Genomic DNA, 16151 nt, shown 5'->3' with positions numbered 1-16151 from the left:
GTGCGAGACCTGCCACGGCTCCTGCTGCGCACCGGGCACCAGCCCGCGTACGTGCGACATCTGCGGTGGCTCCGGGCACATCCAGCGCCAGGTCCGCTCGCTCCTGGGCAACGTGGTGACGAGCGCCCCGTGCGGCACCTGCCGCGGGTACGGCACGGTCATCCCGAGCCCCTGCCCGACCTGCCAGGGTCAGGGCCGCGTCCGCGCGCGTCGCACCGTGCCGGTGGACGTCCCCGCCGGCGTCGACTCCGGCCTGCGCCTGCAGATGCCCGGCCAGGGCGAGGTCGGTCCGGCCGGCGGCCCGTCCGGCGACCTGTACCTCGAGATCCGCGTGCGCCACGACGACGTCTTCAGCCGTGACGGCGACGACCTGCTGGCGACGCTCGAGGTCGGCATGACCGACGCCGTCCTGGGCACGACCACCACGATCGACGGTCTCGACGGTCCGGTCGAGCTGGAGATCCGACCGGGTGTGCAGAGCGCCGACGTCCTCGTCATCAAGGACCGCGGCATCACGAAGCTGCGCGGGAACGGTCGCGGCGACCTGCGGGTCGGCGTGCAGGTCGTCACCCCGACCAAGCTGTCCCACAAGGAACGGCAGCTGGTCGAGCAGCTCGCGAAGTCGCACAAGACCACCGCTCCGCAGCTCGCCCGGTTCCAGCAGGGCATGTTCGGCAAGCTCCGCGACCGGTTCTTCAACCACTGATGGCGTCGTTGTACCTCGTCGACTCGCTGGACGGCGTCGCGGTCGGTGACCCGGTGTCGCTCGACGGGGCCGAGGGCCGGCACGCGGTCTCCGTCGCGCGTGTCCGGGTCGGCGAGGTCCTGCGCATCGCCGACGGACGGGGCACCGTGGTATCCGGTCCGGTCACGGCGCTCGGCAAGGACACCCTGGAGCTCGCGGTCGAGACCGTCGAGCACCAGGATGCGCCGCGCCCGTCGCTGACGCTCGTGCAGGCCCTGGCCAAGGGCGGCCGTGACGAGATGGCGGTGCAGGCGGCGACCGAGATCGGCGTCGACCGGGTCGTGCCGTGGTCGGCCGCGCGCAGCGTCTCCCGGTGGGACGGCGCGAAGGTCGAGAAGGGCCGTGCGCGGTGGGCCGCGATCGCGCACGAGGCGGCGAAGCAGGCGATCCGTCCGCGCGTGCCCGTCGTCGCGCCGCTGGTGACGACCGGACAGATCGTGTCCGCGCTCGGTGACGGGACCACCCTCGTCCTGCTCGACCCGACCGCGACCGTGCGACTCGCCACCTGGGAACCTCCGCCGGACGCCGAGGACATCGCCCTCGTCGTCGGCCCCGAAGGCGGCATCGACGGCGCGGAGCTCGACCGGCTCGAGGCCGCGGGTGCCGTGCGGGTCCGACTCGGTGACAGCGTGCTCCGCACGTCCACCGCCGGACCGGCCGCACTCGCTGTCCTGCAGGCGCGACTGGGTCGCTGGTGAGCCGGACCACGCCGTCGGGCGCGTCCTACGATGGAGCCATGAGCAGCAGCACGCCCAGCGTCTTCTCCAAGATCATCGCGCGCGAGATCCCGGCGACCATCGTCGCCGAGGACGACCGTGTGATCGTGATCGAGGACATCGCCCCGAAGGCCCCCGTCCACGTGCTCGTCGTCCCCAAGACCGAGCAGTACGCGAACGTCGGCGAACTCGCAGCGGGCGACCCCGACCTGTTGGCCCACGTCGTCGCCACCGCGCAGCGGATCGCCGACGAGCGTGCCGACGGCCAGTTCCGACTCGTCTTCAACACCGGCGAAGCCGCCGGTCAGACCGTGTTCCACGTGCACGCGCACGTACTCGCAGGTGAACTGCAGGAAGGCACCCTTGCCGGTTAACGAACCCGTACAGCCCACCGCCGCCGAGGACGAGACCGTCTCGGTCTCGCTCCAGGTCGACGGCATCGCCATGGTGCAGCTGCTCGGCCCCCAGGACCGTCTGCTCAAGACCGTCGAGCGCCAGTACCCGGGCGTCCGGGTCGTCGTCCGTGGCAACGAGGTCACGCTGACCGGGCCGGAGCGCGCCGTCGCCCGCGCGAAGGCGCTCGTCGACGAGCTCGTCGGCATGGTCAGGCGCGGGCAGGAGATCGGCCCGGCCGACATCCCGATGTCGGCACGGATCCTCGACGACGACCGCAAGCCGTCCGACACCTTCGGCACCCCGATCGTGTCGAGCCGCGGCAAGTCCGTCCGCCCGAAGACCGACGGGCAGCGTGCGTACGTCGACGCCATCGACGAGCACACCATCACGTTCGGCATCGGTCCGGCCGGTACCGGCAAGACGTACCTGGCGATGGCCAAGGCCGTGCAGGCGCTGCAGCGGCGCGAGGTCAACCGGATCATCCTCACCCGTCCCGCGGTCGAGGCCGGCGAGCGGCTCGGCTTCCTGCCGGGCACGCTGACCGACAAGATCGACCCGTACCTGCGCCCGCTCTACGACGCCCTGAACGAGATGATGGACCCGGAGCTGGTCCCGAAGCTCCTGGCGGCCGGCACCGTCGAGGTGGCCCCGCTGGCGTACATGCGCGGCCGGACGCTCAACGACTCCTTCGTGGTGCTCGACGAGGCGCAGAACACCACGCCCGAGCAGATGAAGATGTTCCTGACCCGGCTCGGGTTCGGCTCGAAGATGGTCATCACCGGCGACATCACCCAGGTCGACCTGCCGGGCAACGTCTCCGGTCTCCGGCTCGTGACCCGCATCCTCGACCAGGTCGAGGACATCCACTTCGCCCGCCTCGGCAGCGAGGACGTGGTCCGCCACACCCTCGTCGGCCGGATCGTCGACGCGTACACGGTCTACGACGAGGAGCGCCTCGCCGAGCAGGCCGGGCAGCGCCCCGGTGGCCGTGGCACCGCCCCGGTCGGCAACCCCGACGGCGCCAACCGCGCCGAACGCAGGGGACGCCCGCCGCAGGACCGCGCACGACCCCCCTACCCCCAGAACGACGCCCGAGGAGGCACCCGGTGAGCATCGAGCTCAACAACGAGTCCGGCGTCGAGGTGGACGAGGCCGCGATCCAGCGGCTCGCCGCCTTCGCCCTCGACGCGATGCACGTCCACGCCGACGCCGAGCTCGCGATCGTGCTGGTCGACGAGGGCGCCATGGAGCAGCTGCACGTGCGGTGGATGGACGAGCCCGGCCCGACGGACGTCCTGAGCTTCCCGATGGACGAGCTGCGTCCCGGCACGGAGGACGACCCCACGCCGGCCGGGCTGCTGGGCGACATCGTGCTCTGCCCGCAGGTGGCCGAGGAGCAGGCCAAGACCGCCGGGCACTCGAGCACCGACGAGATGCTGCTGCTCACCTGCCACGGCATCCTGCACCTGCTCGGCTTCGACCACGCCGAGCCCGACGAGAAGGCCGAGATGTTCGGCATCCAGGGCGAGATCCTGAACGCCTTCGCCGCCCAGCAACGAGGGCGGTAGTCGGTGGTCGTCGTCGCCGGACTCCTCGCGGTGGCGCTGGGGCTCGTCGTGCTCGGCGGGCTCCTCGCCGCGAGCGACGCCGCACTCTCGGTGGTCTCCCGTGCCGACCTCGACGAGATCGCCAGGGGCAACAAGCGCCGCCGCGCCGTCGAGGCGATCGCGGACGACGTCGGGGCGCACGTCAACGCGCTGAACTTCTTCCGTGTCCTCGCCGAGACCGCCGCGGCGGTGCTCGTGACGATCGCCCTCGTGCGCGCCTTCGACAGCTGGTGGATCGCACTCGTGGTCTCCGCCGCGATCATGACGGCGGTGTCGTTCGTGCTGGTCGGGTCGAGCCCGCGCAGCGTCGGACGCGCCCACGCCGAGCGGCTGATCGGTGCGACCGGCGGCATCGTCCGCGGGGTCCGCATCGTGCTCGGTCCGCTGGCCGGGCTGCTCGTCCGGATCGGCGACCGGGTCACCCCCGGCCGCGGCCGGAGCGCCTCCACCGTGTCGAGCGAGGAGCAGCTGCTCTCGCTCGTCGACGAGGCAACCGAGAGCAACGTGCTCGAGGACGAGGACCGCGAACTCATCCACTCCGTGTTCGAGTTCAGCGACACCCTGGTGCGTGAGGTCATGGTGCCCCGAACGGACATGCTCACCGTCGACGGTGCTGAGACGCTGGCCACGGCCATGGAGCAGTTCCTGGCCGCCGGGGTGTCCCGGATGCCGGTGACGGGCAAGGACAGCGACGACGTGCGGGGTGTGCTGTACCTGCGCGACGTCGCGCGGTCGCTGTACGAGCGGCCGGCGTCCCGCACCGAGCGGGTCAGCCGACTGCTGCGGCCCGCCGAGTTCGTGCCGGAGTCGAAGCACGCCGACGACACCCTGCGGCACATGCAGGTCGCCAAGAACCACCTGGTGCTGGTGGTCGACGAGTACGGCGGTGTCGCCGGGCTCGTGACCATGGAGGACCTCATCGAAGAACTCGTCGGCGACATCTCCGACGAGTACGACCGCGCCGTCGTCGACCGGACCGAGGTCGAACCGGGCATCTGGAGGATCTCCGCCCGACTGCCGATCGACGAGCTCGGCGACCTGTTCGGCATCGAGCTCGACGACGACGACGTCGACACCGCCGGTGGTCTGCTCACCAAGGAGCTCGGACACCTGGCCGTGTCCGGCGACACCGTCACCGTGTCCGGGGTCGTCCTGACCGCCGACCGGGTCGAGGGCAAGCGCCGCCACCTCATCACCGTGCTCGCCGAGCGCACCCACGCCCTGGCCGACGTCGAGGACGCCTTCGACGACGCCGAACCCACCACGACGGGAACCACGCACGCATGACCGACCCCGACACCACCCAGGCCGGCTCGGAGCAGCCCTACCGCGCGGGCTTCGTCTCGTTCGTCGGCCGTCCGAACGTCGGCAAGTCGACGCTGACCAACGCCCTGGTGGGCGAGAAGGTCGCCATCACCTCGTCCAAGCCGCAGACCACCCGACGCGCCATCCGCGGGATCGTGCACCGGCCCGACGGCCAGGTGATCATCGTCGACACGCCGGGCGTGCACCGTCCGCGCACCCTGCTCGGCGAACGGTTGAACGACCTCGTGCAGTCCACGCTCGGCGACGTCGACGTGATCGGGTTCTGCGTGCCGGCCAACGAGCCCGTCGGCCCCGGCGACCGGTTCATCAACGACACGCTCGACCAGTACCCGCGCGCCAAGAAGATCGCGATCGTGACGAAGATCGACAGCACCTCCAAGGACCGCGTCGGCGAGCAGCTGCTGGCCGTCTCGAAGCTCCGCGACTGGGACGCCGTGGTGCCGACGTCGGGTACCAGGGGCATGCAGCTCGAAGACCTGCTCGGCGTGATCACGGCCCTGCTCCCCGAGTCGCCGCAGCTGTACGACTCGAGCGCGGTGACCGAGGAGACCGACGAGGAGCGCATCGGGGAGCTCATCCGCGAGGCCGCGCTCGAGGGCGTCCGTGACGAGCTGCCGCACTCGCTCGCCGTCGTCATCGAGGACATCGTCGAGCCCGACGCCGACGAGGACGCCGACGGCCCCCTGCGCATCTTCGCGAACCTGTTCGTCGAGCGGGACAGCCAGAAGGCGATCGTCATCGGACACAAGGGCGAGCGCCTGAAGGACGTCGGTTCGCGGGCCCGCGTCGAGATCGAGTCGCTGCTCGGCGGCCGACACGTCTACCTGAACATCCGCGTGAAGGTGGCCAAGGAGTGGCAGCGTGACCCGAAGCAGCTCGGACGTCTCGGTTTCTGACCGTCCGCGGCTCACACCCCGGGTCATCCGGGCGACGGACGCGGGGACGAGCGGTCCGCCGTACCGTGGACGGGTGTTCCGTCCGATGCTGCGTGCGCAGGTCATCACCGACCTGCTGATCGCCGTGCTGCTCGGCGTCCTCGTCCTGGTCGCCAGCGGGCGTGGGATCGACGGCCCGCTGTCGGTCGTCACCGTCGTCGGCATGACCGCCGCCCTGGCACTGCGGCGCCTGTCGCCCGGGCTCGCGCTGACCGTCGCTTGGGTGTTCGCGGTCCTCGAGATGGCAACCCTGCAGGTGCCGGACGTGTCGAACGCGTTCATCGCCGGCGTCATGTACACGACGAGCGCGTACGGCAGTCGCCGTGTGCGGCTGGCCGGGCTCGTGTCGGCGATCGTCGGCTCCGTGGCGGCGGCCGCCTACATGGGCTTCGACGACTACCAGAACCGGCTCACCTACGAGACCGCTTCGACGCCGCTGCAGGAGTCGCTGCAGGTCACCCTGTCGTTCTTCGCCGTCGTCCTGCTCCTGCTGCTGCTGCCGTGGCTCGCCGGACTCGTGGTCCGGACCCGACGGTCGGCGAGCATGAGTCGCGAGGCCCAGTTGCTCGCCGAGCGTGACGCCGCGCGGGCCGACCGGGCCGTCGCGGTCGAGCAGGAGCGCGTGCGGATCGCCCGCGACATGCACGACATCGTCGCGCACTCGCTCGCGGTGGTCATCGCACAGTCCGACGGTGCCCGGTACGCCCTGAAGGCCGACCCCGCGGTGGCCGACCAGGCCCTCAGCACCATCTCGGCCACGGCGCGCCGAGCCCTCGGCGACGTGCGCGAACTCCTCGGCGCGCTCCGGCACGAGCAGGGGACCGCGCCGACGCCGGAGATCGACGACATCGACCGGCTCGTCGACGAGATGCGGCAGCTCGGGCTCGACGTGCGCGTGGAACGCGAGGGCGACCCCGCCGGGCTGCCCACCACCACGCAACTCGCGGTCTACCGGATCGTGCAGGAGAGCCTGACGAACGCGTACAAGCACGGTGAGCCCGGCAGCCCGGTACGTGCGGCCCTGACCTACCGGCCGGACACGGTCGAGATCACCGTCGTGAACCGACGTGCCGACGACGGCGTCCGCGGACCCGGAACGGGTCACGGGCTGGTCGGCATGCGCGAGCGCGCCGTGATGACCGGCGGCACCATGACCGCCGGAGCCCGGGGAGACGACTTCACGGTCGCCGTCCGGATGCCGACCGTCCCGGCGAGTGGGCAGATGCCCCGCGGCCGGATCACCCCGACCGAGCAGGAGCGCACCGCCCGATGACCACGATCCCGACCGACGAGCACCGGATCCGTGTCGCCCTCGTCGACGACCAGGCGCTCTTCCGCACCGGCATCCGGATGCTCATCGACTCGCAGCCCGACCTGCGGTTCGTCGGCGAGGCGGGTGACGGTGCCGAGGGAGTCGAACTCGTCCGACGCACCCGTCCCGACGTGGTGCTGATGGACGTCCGGATGCCCGTGATGGACGGCATCACGGCGACCGGTCACATCGTCGAGCAGTCCGGTACCGACGGTGCGAAGGTCCTCGTGCTGACCACGTTCGACTTCGACGAGGCCGCAGCCAAGGCCATCCGCGCCGGTGCGAGCGGGTTCGTGCTCAAGGACGCCGACCCGGAGTTCCTGCTCGCGGCGGTCCGGACCGTGCACGCCGGCACCGCGGTGTTCGCCGCGTCGGCCACGCGAGAGCTCCTGCGACGGTACGACGACTCGGTCGGCCGCGCTGCCGCCGTCCCCGCGGCCTTCGCCGACCTCACCCCGCGTGAGCGCGAGATCTTCGACCTGGCCGCCCGGGGGTTCAGCAACAGCGAGATCGCCCAGCACGAGTACGTCAGTGAGGCCACCGTCAAGACGCACATCTCGCGGGTCCTGACGAAGCTCGAGCTCCGCGATCGGGTGCGCCTCGTCGTCTTCGCCCACGAACACGGGCTCGTCACCAAGGCAGAATGAAGCCGGGTCATCCGCGGGGATGACCCCTCCACAGGCAACCGAGCCGAGCGGACGATCCACAGCAGCCGACCGGGCGACGCGGGACGGGCCCGCCGACCGCCATCGTGGATGCATGACCACGAGCCACGCCCCGATCATCCGCCTCGACCACGTGTCCAAGCACTACGGCGACGACGCCCGACGTGTCACCGCGCTCGACGACGTCAGCGTCGACATCGGCGCGGGGGAGTTCACCGCGGTGATGGGCCCGTCCGGATCCGGCAAGTCGACGCTCATGCACGTCGCGGCCGGCCTCGACGCCGTGTCCGCCGGTCGGATCCAGATCGACGGCGTCGACATCACGGCCCTGGGCGACAAGGACCTCACCGAGCTGCGTCGTCGTCGGCTGGGCTTCGTGTTCCAGTCGTTCAACCTCGTCCCGACGCTCGACGTCAGCGAGAACATCCGGTTGCCGTTCCTGCTCGGTGGGCACAAGCCTTCGCACGAGGAGACCGCCTGGATCGACCGGCTCGTCGAGATGCTCGGGCTCGGCAACCGGCTGACGCACCGGCCGCACCAGCTCTCCGGCGGGCAGCAGCAACGCGTCGCCATCGCGCGGGCGCTCGCGTCGCGACCGGCGGTGGTCGTCGCCGACGAACCGACCGGCGCGCTCGACTCCCGCACCGGGCGCGACGTGCTGGCGATCCTCCGCGGCGCCGTCCAGGAGTGGGGGCAGAGCGTCGTCATGGTCACGCACGACCCGGTCGCGGCCGCGAACGCCGACCGCATCCTGTTCCTCGCCGACGGCAGGATCGTCGCGGACCGCCCCGCGATGGACGCCGGCGCGATCTCCACGACGATGCTCGGGATGGAGGCCGCAGCGTGAACGACGTCCGCTCCTTCGCCCCGACCGTCCTCGTCGCCGCCCTCGGCACCACGTTCGGTTCCGCCCTCGTCATCGCACCGGGGATCGTCACCGAAGCGCTCCGAGCCGCCGGGGTGGCTGACCTCGGTCCGATCAAGGCGATCCTGTCCGTGGTGGGGTGGCTGTTCCTCGGCATCGCGCTGTACGTCGGCGCGATCGTCACCGCGAACACCTGCGCCACCCTGATCGCCGGGCAGACCCGGACCATCGCGTTGCAGCGGCTCGTCGGTGCGACCGGTGCGACCCTCCGTGCGCGGATCACCCGCACCGGGCTGATCGTTGGCGTGCTCGGCGGGGTCGTCGGCGCCGTCGTGGGGACCGCGCTCTCGGCCCTGTTCGTCGTCGTCCTGCGGGGCAACGGGGTCCTGCCCGAGGCCGAGTACACCTACGTCCCGTGGGAGCTCGTGCTGCCGGTCGTGGCCGTCGTCCTCGCCACCTGGGGCGCCTTCGCTGCCGGGTCGCGCCGCGTGCTCACCGTCACCCCGCTCGAGGCGCTGTCCTCGAGCGTCGAACCGAGCCACGACGACGTCCGGTCCGGCACCGCCCGCAAGGTCTGGTCGATCGTGCTCATGGCCGGCGGCGCGGCGCTGATGCTGCTCGGGCTCGCGGTGAGCTCGCTGTCCCCGGTCGCGGTCCTGCCGGCGGCGCTCGGCGGGTTCGTGTCCTTCGCCGGGGTCGCGGTGGGGGCGACGATCGTGATGCCGCCCGTGCTGCAGCTCATCGGCCGCATCGGCTCGCACGACCCCGTCGTCCTGCTCGCCGGACGGAACGCGATGCGGGCGCCGGGGCGGTCCTCGCGGGCGACCATCGGGCTCGTCATCGGCATCACCCTGCTCGTCACCTTCGCGGTCGCGCTCGGCATCATGCAGCACGTGCTCGAGACCGAGATGCGCGCCATGAGCGCGGGGAGCGCCACCCCCGAGATGATCGAGGCGCAACGCGACCTCTTCGTGCAGATCAACGCGGTCGTCAGCGTGATCGTCGGGTTCTCCGCCGTGATCGCCGCCGTCGGGGTCGTGAACGCCCTGGCGCTCGGGGTGCTCCAGCGTCGACGCGAACTCGGGCTGCTGCGGGTGCTCGGCCTGACCGGTGCGCAGGTCCGACGGATGATCGTGACCGAGGCGGTGCAGATGGTCGTCGCGGCCGTCGTCTCGGGGCTGGCGCTCGGCACGTTGTACGGCTGGGTCGGCGGGCAGACGCTGCTCGGCTCGCTCGGGACACCCGTGGCACCGGTGGTGCCGCCGTTGACCATCGGCATCGTGGTGATCGGCGCGCTGGTCCTGGCGGTCGTCGCCACCATCGCCCCGGTGCGGCGCGCGATGCGCGTCCCGCCGACCGAGGCGCTCGCGGTCGACTGACCCGTCGCCCTGGTCGCACCGCGCGACGACGCGGGAGGCCCGGTGCCAGCTGGCACCGCGCCTCCCGATTTGTCGTGTGGTCGCGCCGAGGTGCCCTGCCCTGCCCGGCCCTGCCACGCCGCTCACGTCCGCCGAGGTGTCACGAACTGTCGTCCGGACCCAGCCCGGGCGACAGCGCGCGACCGCTCGGCGACTGGCCCGCGGCAGGTCTCGACCACCCGGCACCGCACTCGGCACCGCACTCGGCATCGCCGTTCGACGGCACCGGGCGGTCTCACGTCACACGCTTGCGCCAGCCTGGTAGAGCGGTGCTAGCGTGGGTCTCGATGTACTCGGCACTCCTCCTCCTTCGCTGCCGCGACGAGGCCTGACACTCCGGCCCACCTCGTCGCGGAGTCCGTCGTGGCCGCACCACAAGAGCTCACGAACACGCGACGAAAGCGAAGAACGATGCAGAACACACAGCAGCCCTCCGGAATGCCGATCCACAAGTACGTCCCGTTCCACGAGCAGATCACCGTCGACCTGCCCGACCGCACCTGGCCCACGAAGCGCATCGACAAGGCGCCGCGCTGGTGCGCGGTCGATCTGCGTGACGGCAACCAGGCCCTCATCGACCCGATGGACGCCGAGCGCAAGCGGGCGATGTTCGACCTCCTCGTCCGGATGGGCTACAAGGAGATCGAGGTCGGGTTCCCGAGCGCCTCGCAGACCGACTTCGACTTCGTCCGATCGCTGATCGACGAGGGCGCGATCCCCGACGACGTCACCATCCAGGTGCTGACCCAGGCGCGCGAGCACCTCATCCAGCGCACGTACGAGGCGATCGACGGCGCCAAGCAGGCCATCGTCCACCTGTACAACTCCACGAGCATCGTGCAGCGCGAAGTCGTCTTCCGCACCGACGTGCAGGGCGTCGTGGACATCGCGGTGGCCGGGGCGAAGCTCTGCAAGGCGGCCGAGGCGACGCTGCAGCACGACACGACGATCTACTACGAGTACTCGCCGGAGTCCTACACGGGCACCGAGCTCGAGGTCGCACTGGAGATCTGCAACGCCGTCCTCGAGGTCTTCGAGCCGACGCCCGAGCGCAAGGTCATCATCAACCTGCCCGCCACCGTCGAGATGGCCACGCCGAACGTCTACGCCGACTCGATCGAGTGGATGTCGCGCAACCTCGCCCACCGCGAGGACGTCATCCTGTCACTGCACCCGCACAACGACCGCGGCACCGCCGTCGCCGCCGCCGAGCTGGGCTACATGGCCGGCGCGGACCGCATCGAGGGCTGCCTGTTCGGCAACGGTGAGCGCACCGGCAACGTCGACCTCGTCGCGCTGGGCATGAACCTGTTCACGCAGGGCATCGACCCGGAGATCTCGTTCGCGGACATCGACCAGGTGAAGCGCACCGTCGAGTACTGCAACCAGCTGCCGGTGCCCGAGCGACAGCCGTGGGCGGGCGACCTCGTGTACACGGCGTTCAGCGGCTCGCACCAGGACGCCATCAACAAGGGCTTCGAGGCGATGAAGGCCAAGGCCGCCGCCGCGGGCAAGGACATCGACGAGATCGAGTGGGCGGTGCCGTACCTGCCCGTCGACCCGAAGGACATCGGCCGGTCGTACGAGGCCGTCATCCGCGTCAACTCGCAGTCCGGCAAGGGCGGTGTGGCATACCTGCTCAAGACCGACCACGCCCTCGACCTGCCCCGCAAGCTGCAGATCGAGTTCTCCGGCGTCGTGCAGCGGCACACCGACACCGAGGGCGGCGAGTTCTCGTCGCAGCGCATCTGGGACGTGTTCCAGGACGAGTACCTGCCCGCATCGATCGACGACGAGAAGTGGGGCCGGTACGAGCTCACCAAGACGGCGACCTCGAGCGACTTCGACGGCACGACCTCGCTGTCGGTCGCACTCCGCGTCGACGAGGGCTCCGTCACCGCCGACGCCGTGGGCACCGGTCCGATCGACGCGTTCCTCAAGGTCCTCGCCGAGCAGGGCGTCCAGGTCACGCTGTACGACTACTCGGAGCACACGATGAGCGCCTCGGGTGACGCCAAGGCGGCGTCGTACGTCGAGCTCGACGTCGACGGCGTGCGCCTGTGGGGCGTCGGCATCGACGCGGACATCTCCACGGCGTCGCTCAAGGCGATCGTGTCCGCGGTGAACCGCGCGGTGCGCGCCGGTGCTGCAGCCGGCGCCGACTCGCCGGAGCTCGTCTCCGCCTGAGACTCGACCGGGCCGGGAGGCGCGGTGCGGGCTGGACTCGCACCGCGCCTCCCGTCCGTGCCCGGTTCTTCCCCCGTCACGCGCGATGGCAAGTCGAATCGGGCGTACCTGGTCGTTTCTTCCGACCAGGTACGCCCGATTCCACTCGGTACAACTCCGCAGCGCGCAGCGCGCTGCGCTGTCGGCGGGGCAGGGGATACTGGGGGCATGCCGTTGTACCGGGACGAGTGCGTCGTGTTGCGCACCCACAAGCTCGGTGAAGCCGACCGCATCGTCACGATGCTCTCGCGGCAGCACGGCAAGATCCGCGCGGTGGCCAAGGGCGTGCGGCGGACGGCCTCGAAGTTCGGCAGCCGGCTCGAGCCGTTCATGGTCGTCGACGCCCAGTTCTACGAGGGCCGGTCGCTCGACATCGTCACCCAGGCCGAGTCGCTCGGGGCCTACGGGGCACAGATCGTCGCCGACTACGGCGCGTACACCGCGGCCAGCGCGATGGTCGAGACCGCCGACCGCCTGAGCGAGGCCGACGCCGGACTGCAGCAGTACCTGTTGCTCGTCGGCGCGCTGCGGTCGCTGTCGCGCGGTGAGCACCAGTCCAGCGCCACGCTCGACTCGTACCTGCTCCGGGCGATGAGCATCGCGGGGTGGGCGCCCTCGTTCAGCGACTGCGCGGTGACGGGGGAGCCCGGCCCGCACTCGGCATTCGTGGTGCAGCTCGGTGGTGTCGTCGCCGACCGTGCTGCCCCGCCGGGGACCCCGCGGCTCGACCCGGCGACGCTCGGGGTGCTCGGCTCCCTGCTCGCCGGTGACTGGGCGACGGTCGACGCCACCGACGAGCGGACGCGTTCGCGGGCCTCCGGCGTGGTCGCGGCCTACGCCCAGTGGCACCTGGAACGATCGCTCCGTTCCCTGCCGCACGTCGACCGTTCCGAACACCCGATGCCGGTGCCGCAGACCCACGGCGGACCCGAGGCGACGGCGCGCGCGGTGGCCTCGACCCCGGCGCCCGCCGTGCCCGAGCCCGATCCTGATCCCGCTGTCGAAGGAGCCCCCACCGCATGAGCCCCCGCCGCCCCGACGACGTCGAACCCTTCCGCCCGGTCGACTGGACCGGCGAGACGCCCCCGGCGATCCCGGCCCGGTTCGTCCCGGAGCACGTGGCCATCGTCATGGACGGCAACGGCCGGTGGGCGAACGGCCGCGGCCTGACCCGGATCGAGGGGCACAAGGCGGGCGAGGCCTCACTGCTCGACGTCGTCGCCGGGGCGATCCAGATCGGCGTCGGACACGTGTCGGCGTACGCGTTCTCGACGGAGAACTGGAAGCGCTCCCCGGAAGAGGTCCGGTTCCTGATGGGCTTCAACCGTGACGTCATCCGCCGTCGCCGTGACCAGCTGCACCAGTGGGGCGTCAAGGTGCGGTGGGCCGGCCGGCGACCGCGGCTGTGGCGGAGCGTCATCGACGAGCTCGAGGCCGCCGAGCGGATGACGGCGGGCAACGACGTGCTCACGCTGACGATGTGCGTGAACTACGGCGGCCGGAACGAGATCGTCGATGCCGTGCGGGGCATGGCCGAGGACGTCGCCGCCGGACGCCTGAAGCCGAGCCAGGTCACCGAGAAGGCGCTGGCGAAGCGGCTGTACGTGCCAGAGATGCCCGACGTCGACCTGTTCCTCCGGAGCTCGGGGGAGCAGCGCACGAGCAACTTCCTGCTGTGGCAGTCCGCCTACGCCGAGATGGTGTTCCTCGACCGGCTCTGGCCGGACTTCCGTCGCACCGACCTGTGGGGGGCGATCGAGGAGTACGCACGGCGAGACCGACGCTACGGCGGCGCGGTCGACGCTCCGACGGCGTAGCCGCTGCCGCGGGGCCGAGGCTGCCGGGGCCGGGGCCGAGTCTCGGATCTGCGGACACGTTGCGCCCTCCGGACGGCGCGGAGTGTCCGCGCAGCCGAGACTCGGCGCGCGCCGCACCTCAGCCCGGCAGCGGTTCCTCGAGCAGGTGGGCGGCGGAGCGCACCGCGTCGAGCGCCGCGCGGATGCTCGGCACACGGTCGGCACCACGCGCGACGACCACTTCGACACGCCGCGCGAGCTCATCGTCCACGGGGTCGATCGCGACACCGGCGGGGATCACGGTCGTCGCGAGTGCCAGCCGGGGGAGCAGCGCCACCCCGAGGCCGGCGGCGACGAGGCCCACCACCGCGGCCGCGTTGTCCGTCTCCAGCACGATGTCCGGCGTGAAGCCCGCGCTCGCGCACGAGGCGAGCAGGTGCCCACGGCACCGCGGGCAGCCCCCGATCCACCGGGCGTCGTGGTGGGACGCGAGGTCCACGACGGTGGAGCCCACCGGGCGGACGGGCTCATCGCCTCCCGGCTCGACCGGCGTCACCAGCGCGAGCGGGTCGCGACCGAGTGCCCGGGTGACGAGGCCCGGGTCCGGCGTGGTCCCGACCTCGTCACCGACGTAGGTGAAGGTGAGGGCGACATCGACCTCACCACCGCGCAGCAGGTCGAGTGCCTCGGGTGGCTCGACCTCGACGTACGAGGTCGTCACACCGGGCGCCGTCGCAGCGAGCCGCGCGAGCACCGCGGGCACGAGGGCGGAGGACGCGCTCGGGAACCCGGCGAGTCGCACCCGGCCCCGGCTGAGTCCGCCCACGGCGTCGAGGTCCTCGCGCGCCGCGGTCAGTGCGGCCTGCACGTGCAGGGCGTGGTCGGCGAGCACCTGCCCCGCGTGCGTCAGGGTCGCGCCCCGTCCGCCGCGCAGGACCAGTGCGTGCCCGAGACGCTGTTCGGCCCGGGCCACGAGCTGGCTGACGGCCGGCTGGCTCGACCCGAGTGCGGCGGCGGCGCGGGTGATCGACCCACCGTCGGCCACGGCGCGCAGGACCCGGAGCAACTGGGGATCGATCTCGTCCATCACTTGATGTTATCGGTGGCACACCGGATCGGCTCTGGTGTGATGGGACGGGAACGGGGACGCTGTCCGCATGGACTCCTTCCCCGCTGGCCACGGCTACCTGGCTGCGTGCACCGCGGGCCTGCCGACCCACGGCACCCTGGCCGCCCAGCGCGCCGACCTCGACGCGTGGTCGCTCGCCGAGACGTCGCCCGCCCGGTACGGCGTGCTGGTCGAGCAGGGGCGTGCGCTCTTCGCCGCACTGGTCGGCGTCCCCACGGAGCGCGTCGCGACCGGTTCGCAGACCTCGGTGATGGCCGCGGTCGTCGCCGACGCGCTGCCGGACGGCGCCGAGGTGGTCGTCCCCGACGGGGACTTCAGCTCGGTCGTCTTCCCGTTCCTCGCCCAGGCACACCGGGGCGTGCGGGTCCGGAGTGTCCCGCTCGAGCGGCTCGCTGCCTCGGTCGGGCCCGACACCGCCCTCGTCGCGTGGTCCGCGGTGCAGTCCGCCACCGGCGTCGTCACCGACCCCGACCCGGTCGTGGCCGCCGCCCGACGCGTCGGCGCACTGACCCTCTGCGACCTCACGCAGGCCGCCGGCGTCCTGCCCGTCGACGCCGCACCGTTCGACGTGACGCTCACGCACACCTACAAGTGGCTCTGCGCTCCGCGCGGCGTCGCCTTCATGACGCTCTCCGACACCGCGCTCGGTCGGCTCCGCCCGGTGCAGGCCGGCTGGTACGCCGGCGAGGACGTGTGGTCCTCGTGCTACGGCCCCGCGATGCACCTGGCCGACGACGCGCGTCGCTTCGACGTCTCGCCGGCCTGGCAGGCGTGGCCCGGTGCCGTGGCCGCGCTCGAGCACGCCGTCGCGCTCGATCAGCAGGCGGTCTGGAGGCACGCCACCGGTCTCGCAGATCGGCTGTGCGACGCCCTCGGGTCGCCTCGGCAGGGCGACGGGCAGGCGATCGTGACGTTCGCGGACCCCGACGGGTCGGCGCTCCGGGCGCTCACCGCCGCAGGGCTCACCGCCTCCGGCCGTGCCGGTCGGCTGCGCATCGCGTTCCACCTGTGGAAC

The 16151-nt window shown here is 71.7% G+C and carries 16 protein-coding genes; 15 read left to right on the top strand and 1 reads right to left on the bottom strand.

The window, feature by feature from the left end:
- The 14 genes from H7A73_RS17005 to H7A73_RS16940 form a co-directional block, all read left to right on the top strand.
- On the top strand, window positions 1-706 hold a 706-nt coding region (locus tag H7A73_RS17005), incomplete at its 5' end, for a DnaJ C-terminal domain-containing protein (protein WP_310648870.1).
- Window positions 706-1443, top strand: coding sequence for a 16S rRNA (uracil(1498)-N(3))-methyltransferase (locus H7A73_RS17000; protein ID WP_182067049.1), 738 nt, complete (start codon window positions 706-708; stop codon window positions 1441-1443). The genes H7A73_RS17005 and H7A73_RS17000, both read left to right, overlap by 1 nt.
- 38 nt (window positions 1444-1481) lie before the next feature.
- Window positions 1482-1835, top strand: coding sequence for a histidine triad nucleotide-binding protein (locus H7A73_RS16995; protein ID WP_182067048.1), 354 nt, complete (start codon window positions 1482-1484; stop codon window positions 1833-1835).
- A complete protein-coding gene (locus tag H7A73_RS16990) occupies window positions 1825-2967 on the top strand; it encodes a PhoH family protein (protein WP_182067047.1) in 1143 nt (380 codons plus the stop codon). The genes H7A73_RS16995 and H7A73_RS16990 overlap by 11 nt, the downstream gene beginning before the upstream one ends.
- Window positions 2964-3425, top strand: coding sequence for an rRNA maturation RNase YbeY (gene ybeY, locus H7A73_RS16985; protein WP_182067046.1), 462 nt, complete (start codon window positions 2964-2966; stop codon window positions 3423-3425). Before H7A73_RS16990 ends, ybeY begins: the two co-directional genes overlap by 4 nt.
- Before the next feature lie 3 nt (window positions 3426-3428).
- Complete coding sequence (locus tag H7A73_RS16980) at window positions 3429-4751, top strand: hemolysin family protein (RefSeq protein ID WP_182067045.1); 1323 nt, start codon at window positions 3429-3431, stop codon at window positions 4749-4751.
- Window positions 4748-5686, top strand: coding sequence for a GTPase Era (gene era / locus H7A73_RS16975; RefSeq protein ID WP_182067043.1), 939 nt, complete (start codon window positions 4748-4750; stop codon window positions 5684-5686). Before H7A73_RS16980 ends, era begins: the two co-directional genes overlap by 4 nt.
- 73 nt (window positions 5687-5759) lie before the next feature.
- Window positions 5760-6998, top strand: a complete 1239-nt coding sequence (locus H7A73_RS16970; protein ID WP_220456642.1) for a sensor histidine kinase — start codon at window positions 5760-5762, stop codon at window positions 6996-6998.
- Window positions 6995-7684: a response regulator gene (locus H7A73_RS16965; RefSeq protein WP_182067042.1), complete on the top strand. Its 690-nt coding sequence runs from the start codon at window positions 6995-6997 to the stop codon at window positions 7682-7684. Before H7A73_RS16970 ends, H7A73_RS16965 begins: the two co-directional genes overlap by 4 nt.
- A 112-nt stretch (window positions 7685-7796) precedes the next feature.
- Complete coding sequence (locus H7A73_RS16960) at window positions 7797-8549, top strand: ABC transporter ATP-binding protein (RefSeq protein WP_110860432.1); 753 nt, start codon at window positions 7797-7799, stop codon at window positions 8547-8549.
- On the top strand, window positions 8546-9946 hold the full coding sequence (locus H7A73_RS16955) for an ABC transporter permease (RefSeq protein ID WP_182067041.1): 1401 nt from the start codon (window positions 8546-8548) through the stop codon (window positions 9944-9946). The genes H7A73_RS16960 and H7A73_RS16955 overlap by 4 nt, the downstream gene beginning before the upstream one ends.
- Window positions 9947-10396: 450 nt before the next feature.
- Entirely contained in the window at window positions 10397-12172 is a 1776-nt protein-coding gene (gene leuA / locus H7A73_RS16950) for a 2-isopropylmalate synthase (protein ID WP_182067040.1), read from the top strand.
- A 207-nt stretch (window positions 12173-12379) separates the two neighbouring features.
- The gene (recO, locus tag H7A73_RS16945; protein ID WP_027465318.1) at window positions 12380-13234 is read left to right on the top strand and encodes a DNA repair protein RecO; all 855 of its coding nucleotides are present in this window, start codon (window positions 12380-12382) and stop codon (window positions 13232-13234) included.
- Window positions 13231-14028, top strand: coding sequence for an isoprenyl transferase (locus H7A73_RS16940; protein ID WP_182067039.1), 798 nt, complete (start codon window positions 13231-13233; stop codon window positions 14026-14028). The genes recO and H7A73_RS16940 overlap by 4 nt, the downstream gene beginning before the upstream one ends.
- A 118-nt stretch (window positions 14029-14146) precedes the next feature.
- On the opposite strand, the gene H7A73_RS16935 is transcribed toward H7A73_RS16940, so the two are convergent.
- Window positions 14147-15094 carry a LysR family transcriptional regulator gene (locus H7A73_RS16935; protein ID WP_182067038.1) on the bottom strand — a complete coding sequence of 316 codons (948 nt, stop codon included), beginning with the start codon at window positions 15092-15094 and terminating at the stop codon, window positions 14147-14149.
- 70 nt (window positions 15095-15164) lie between these two features.
- Here H7A73_RS16935 and H7A73_RS16930 point away from each other — a divergent pair.
- Window positions 15165-16151, top strand: a 987-nt coding sequence (locus H7A73_RS16930; RefSeq protein ID WP_182067037.1) for an aminotransferase class V-fold PLP-dependent enzyme, incomplete at its 3' end; no start/stop codon positions are given.

This window comes from Curtobacterium sp. ME12, assembly GCF_903970855.1.
Lineage (GTDB): Bacteria > Actinomycetota > Actinomycetes > Actinomycetales > Microbacteriaceae > Curtobacterium > Curtobacterium poinsettiae_A.
The sequence above is the reverse complement of the archived record's forward strand: the minus strand, read 5'-3'. Positions and strand labels throughout refer to the sequence as shown.

What these genes read in the sequence shown, in the direction of transcription:
- H7A73_RS17000 (WP_182067049.1), top strand. Translation starts at nt 706, where the DNA reads ATGGCGTCGTTGTACCTCGTCGACTCGCTGGACGGCGTCGCGGTCGGT.
- H7A73_RS16995 (WP_182067048.1), top strand. Translation starts at nt 1,482, where the DNA reads ATGAGCAGCAGCACGCCCAGCGTCTTCTCCAAGATCATCGCGCGCGAG.
- era (WP_182067043.1), top strand. Translation starts at nt 4,748, where the DNA reads ATGACCGACCCCGACACCACCCAGGCCGGCTCGGAGCAGCCCTACCGC.
- H7A73_RS16965 (WP_182067042.1), top strand. Translation starts at nt 6,995, where the DNA reads ATGACCACGATCCCGACCGACGAGCACCGGATCCGTGTCGCCCTCGTC.
- H7A73_RS16960 (WP_110860432.1), top strand. Translation starts at nt 7,797, where the DNA reads ATGACCACGAGCCACGCCCCGATCATCCGCCTCGACCACGTGTCCAAG.
- leuA (WP_182067040.1), top strand. Translation starts at nt 10,397, where the DNA reads ATGCAGAACACACAGCAGCCCTCCGGAATGCCGATCCACAAGTACGTC.
- recO (WP_027465318.1), top strand. Translation starts at nt 12,380, where the DNA reads ATGCCGTTGTACCGGGACGAGTGCGTCGTGTTGCGCACCCACAAGCTC.
- H7A73_RS16940 (WP_182067039.1), top strand. Translation starts at nt 13,231, where the DNA reads ATGAGCCCCCGCCGCCCCGACGACGTCGAACCCTTCCGCCCGGTCGAC.
- H7A73_RS16935 (WP_182067038.1), bottom strand. Translation starts at nt 15,094, where the DNA reads ATGGACGAGATCGATCCCCAGTTGCTCCGGGTCCTGCGCGCCGTGGCC.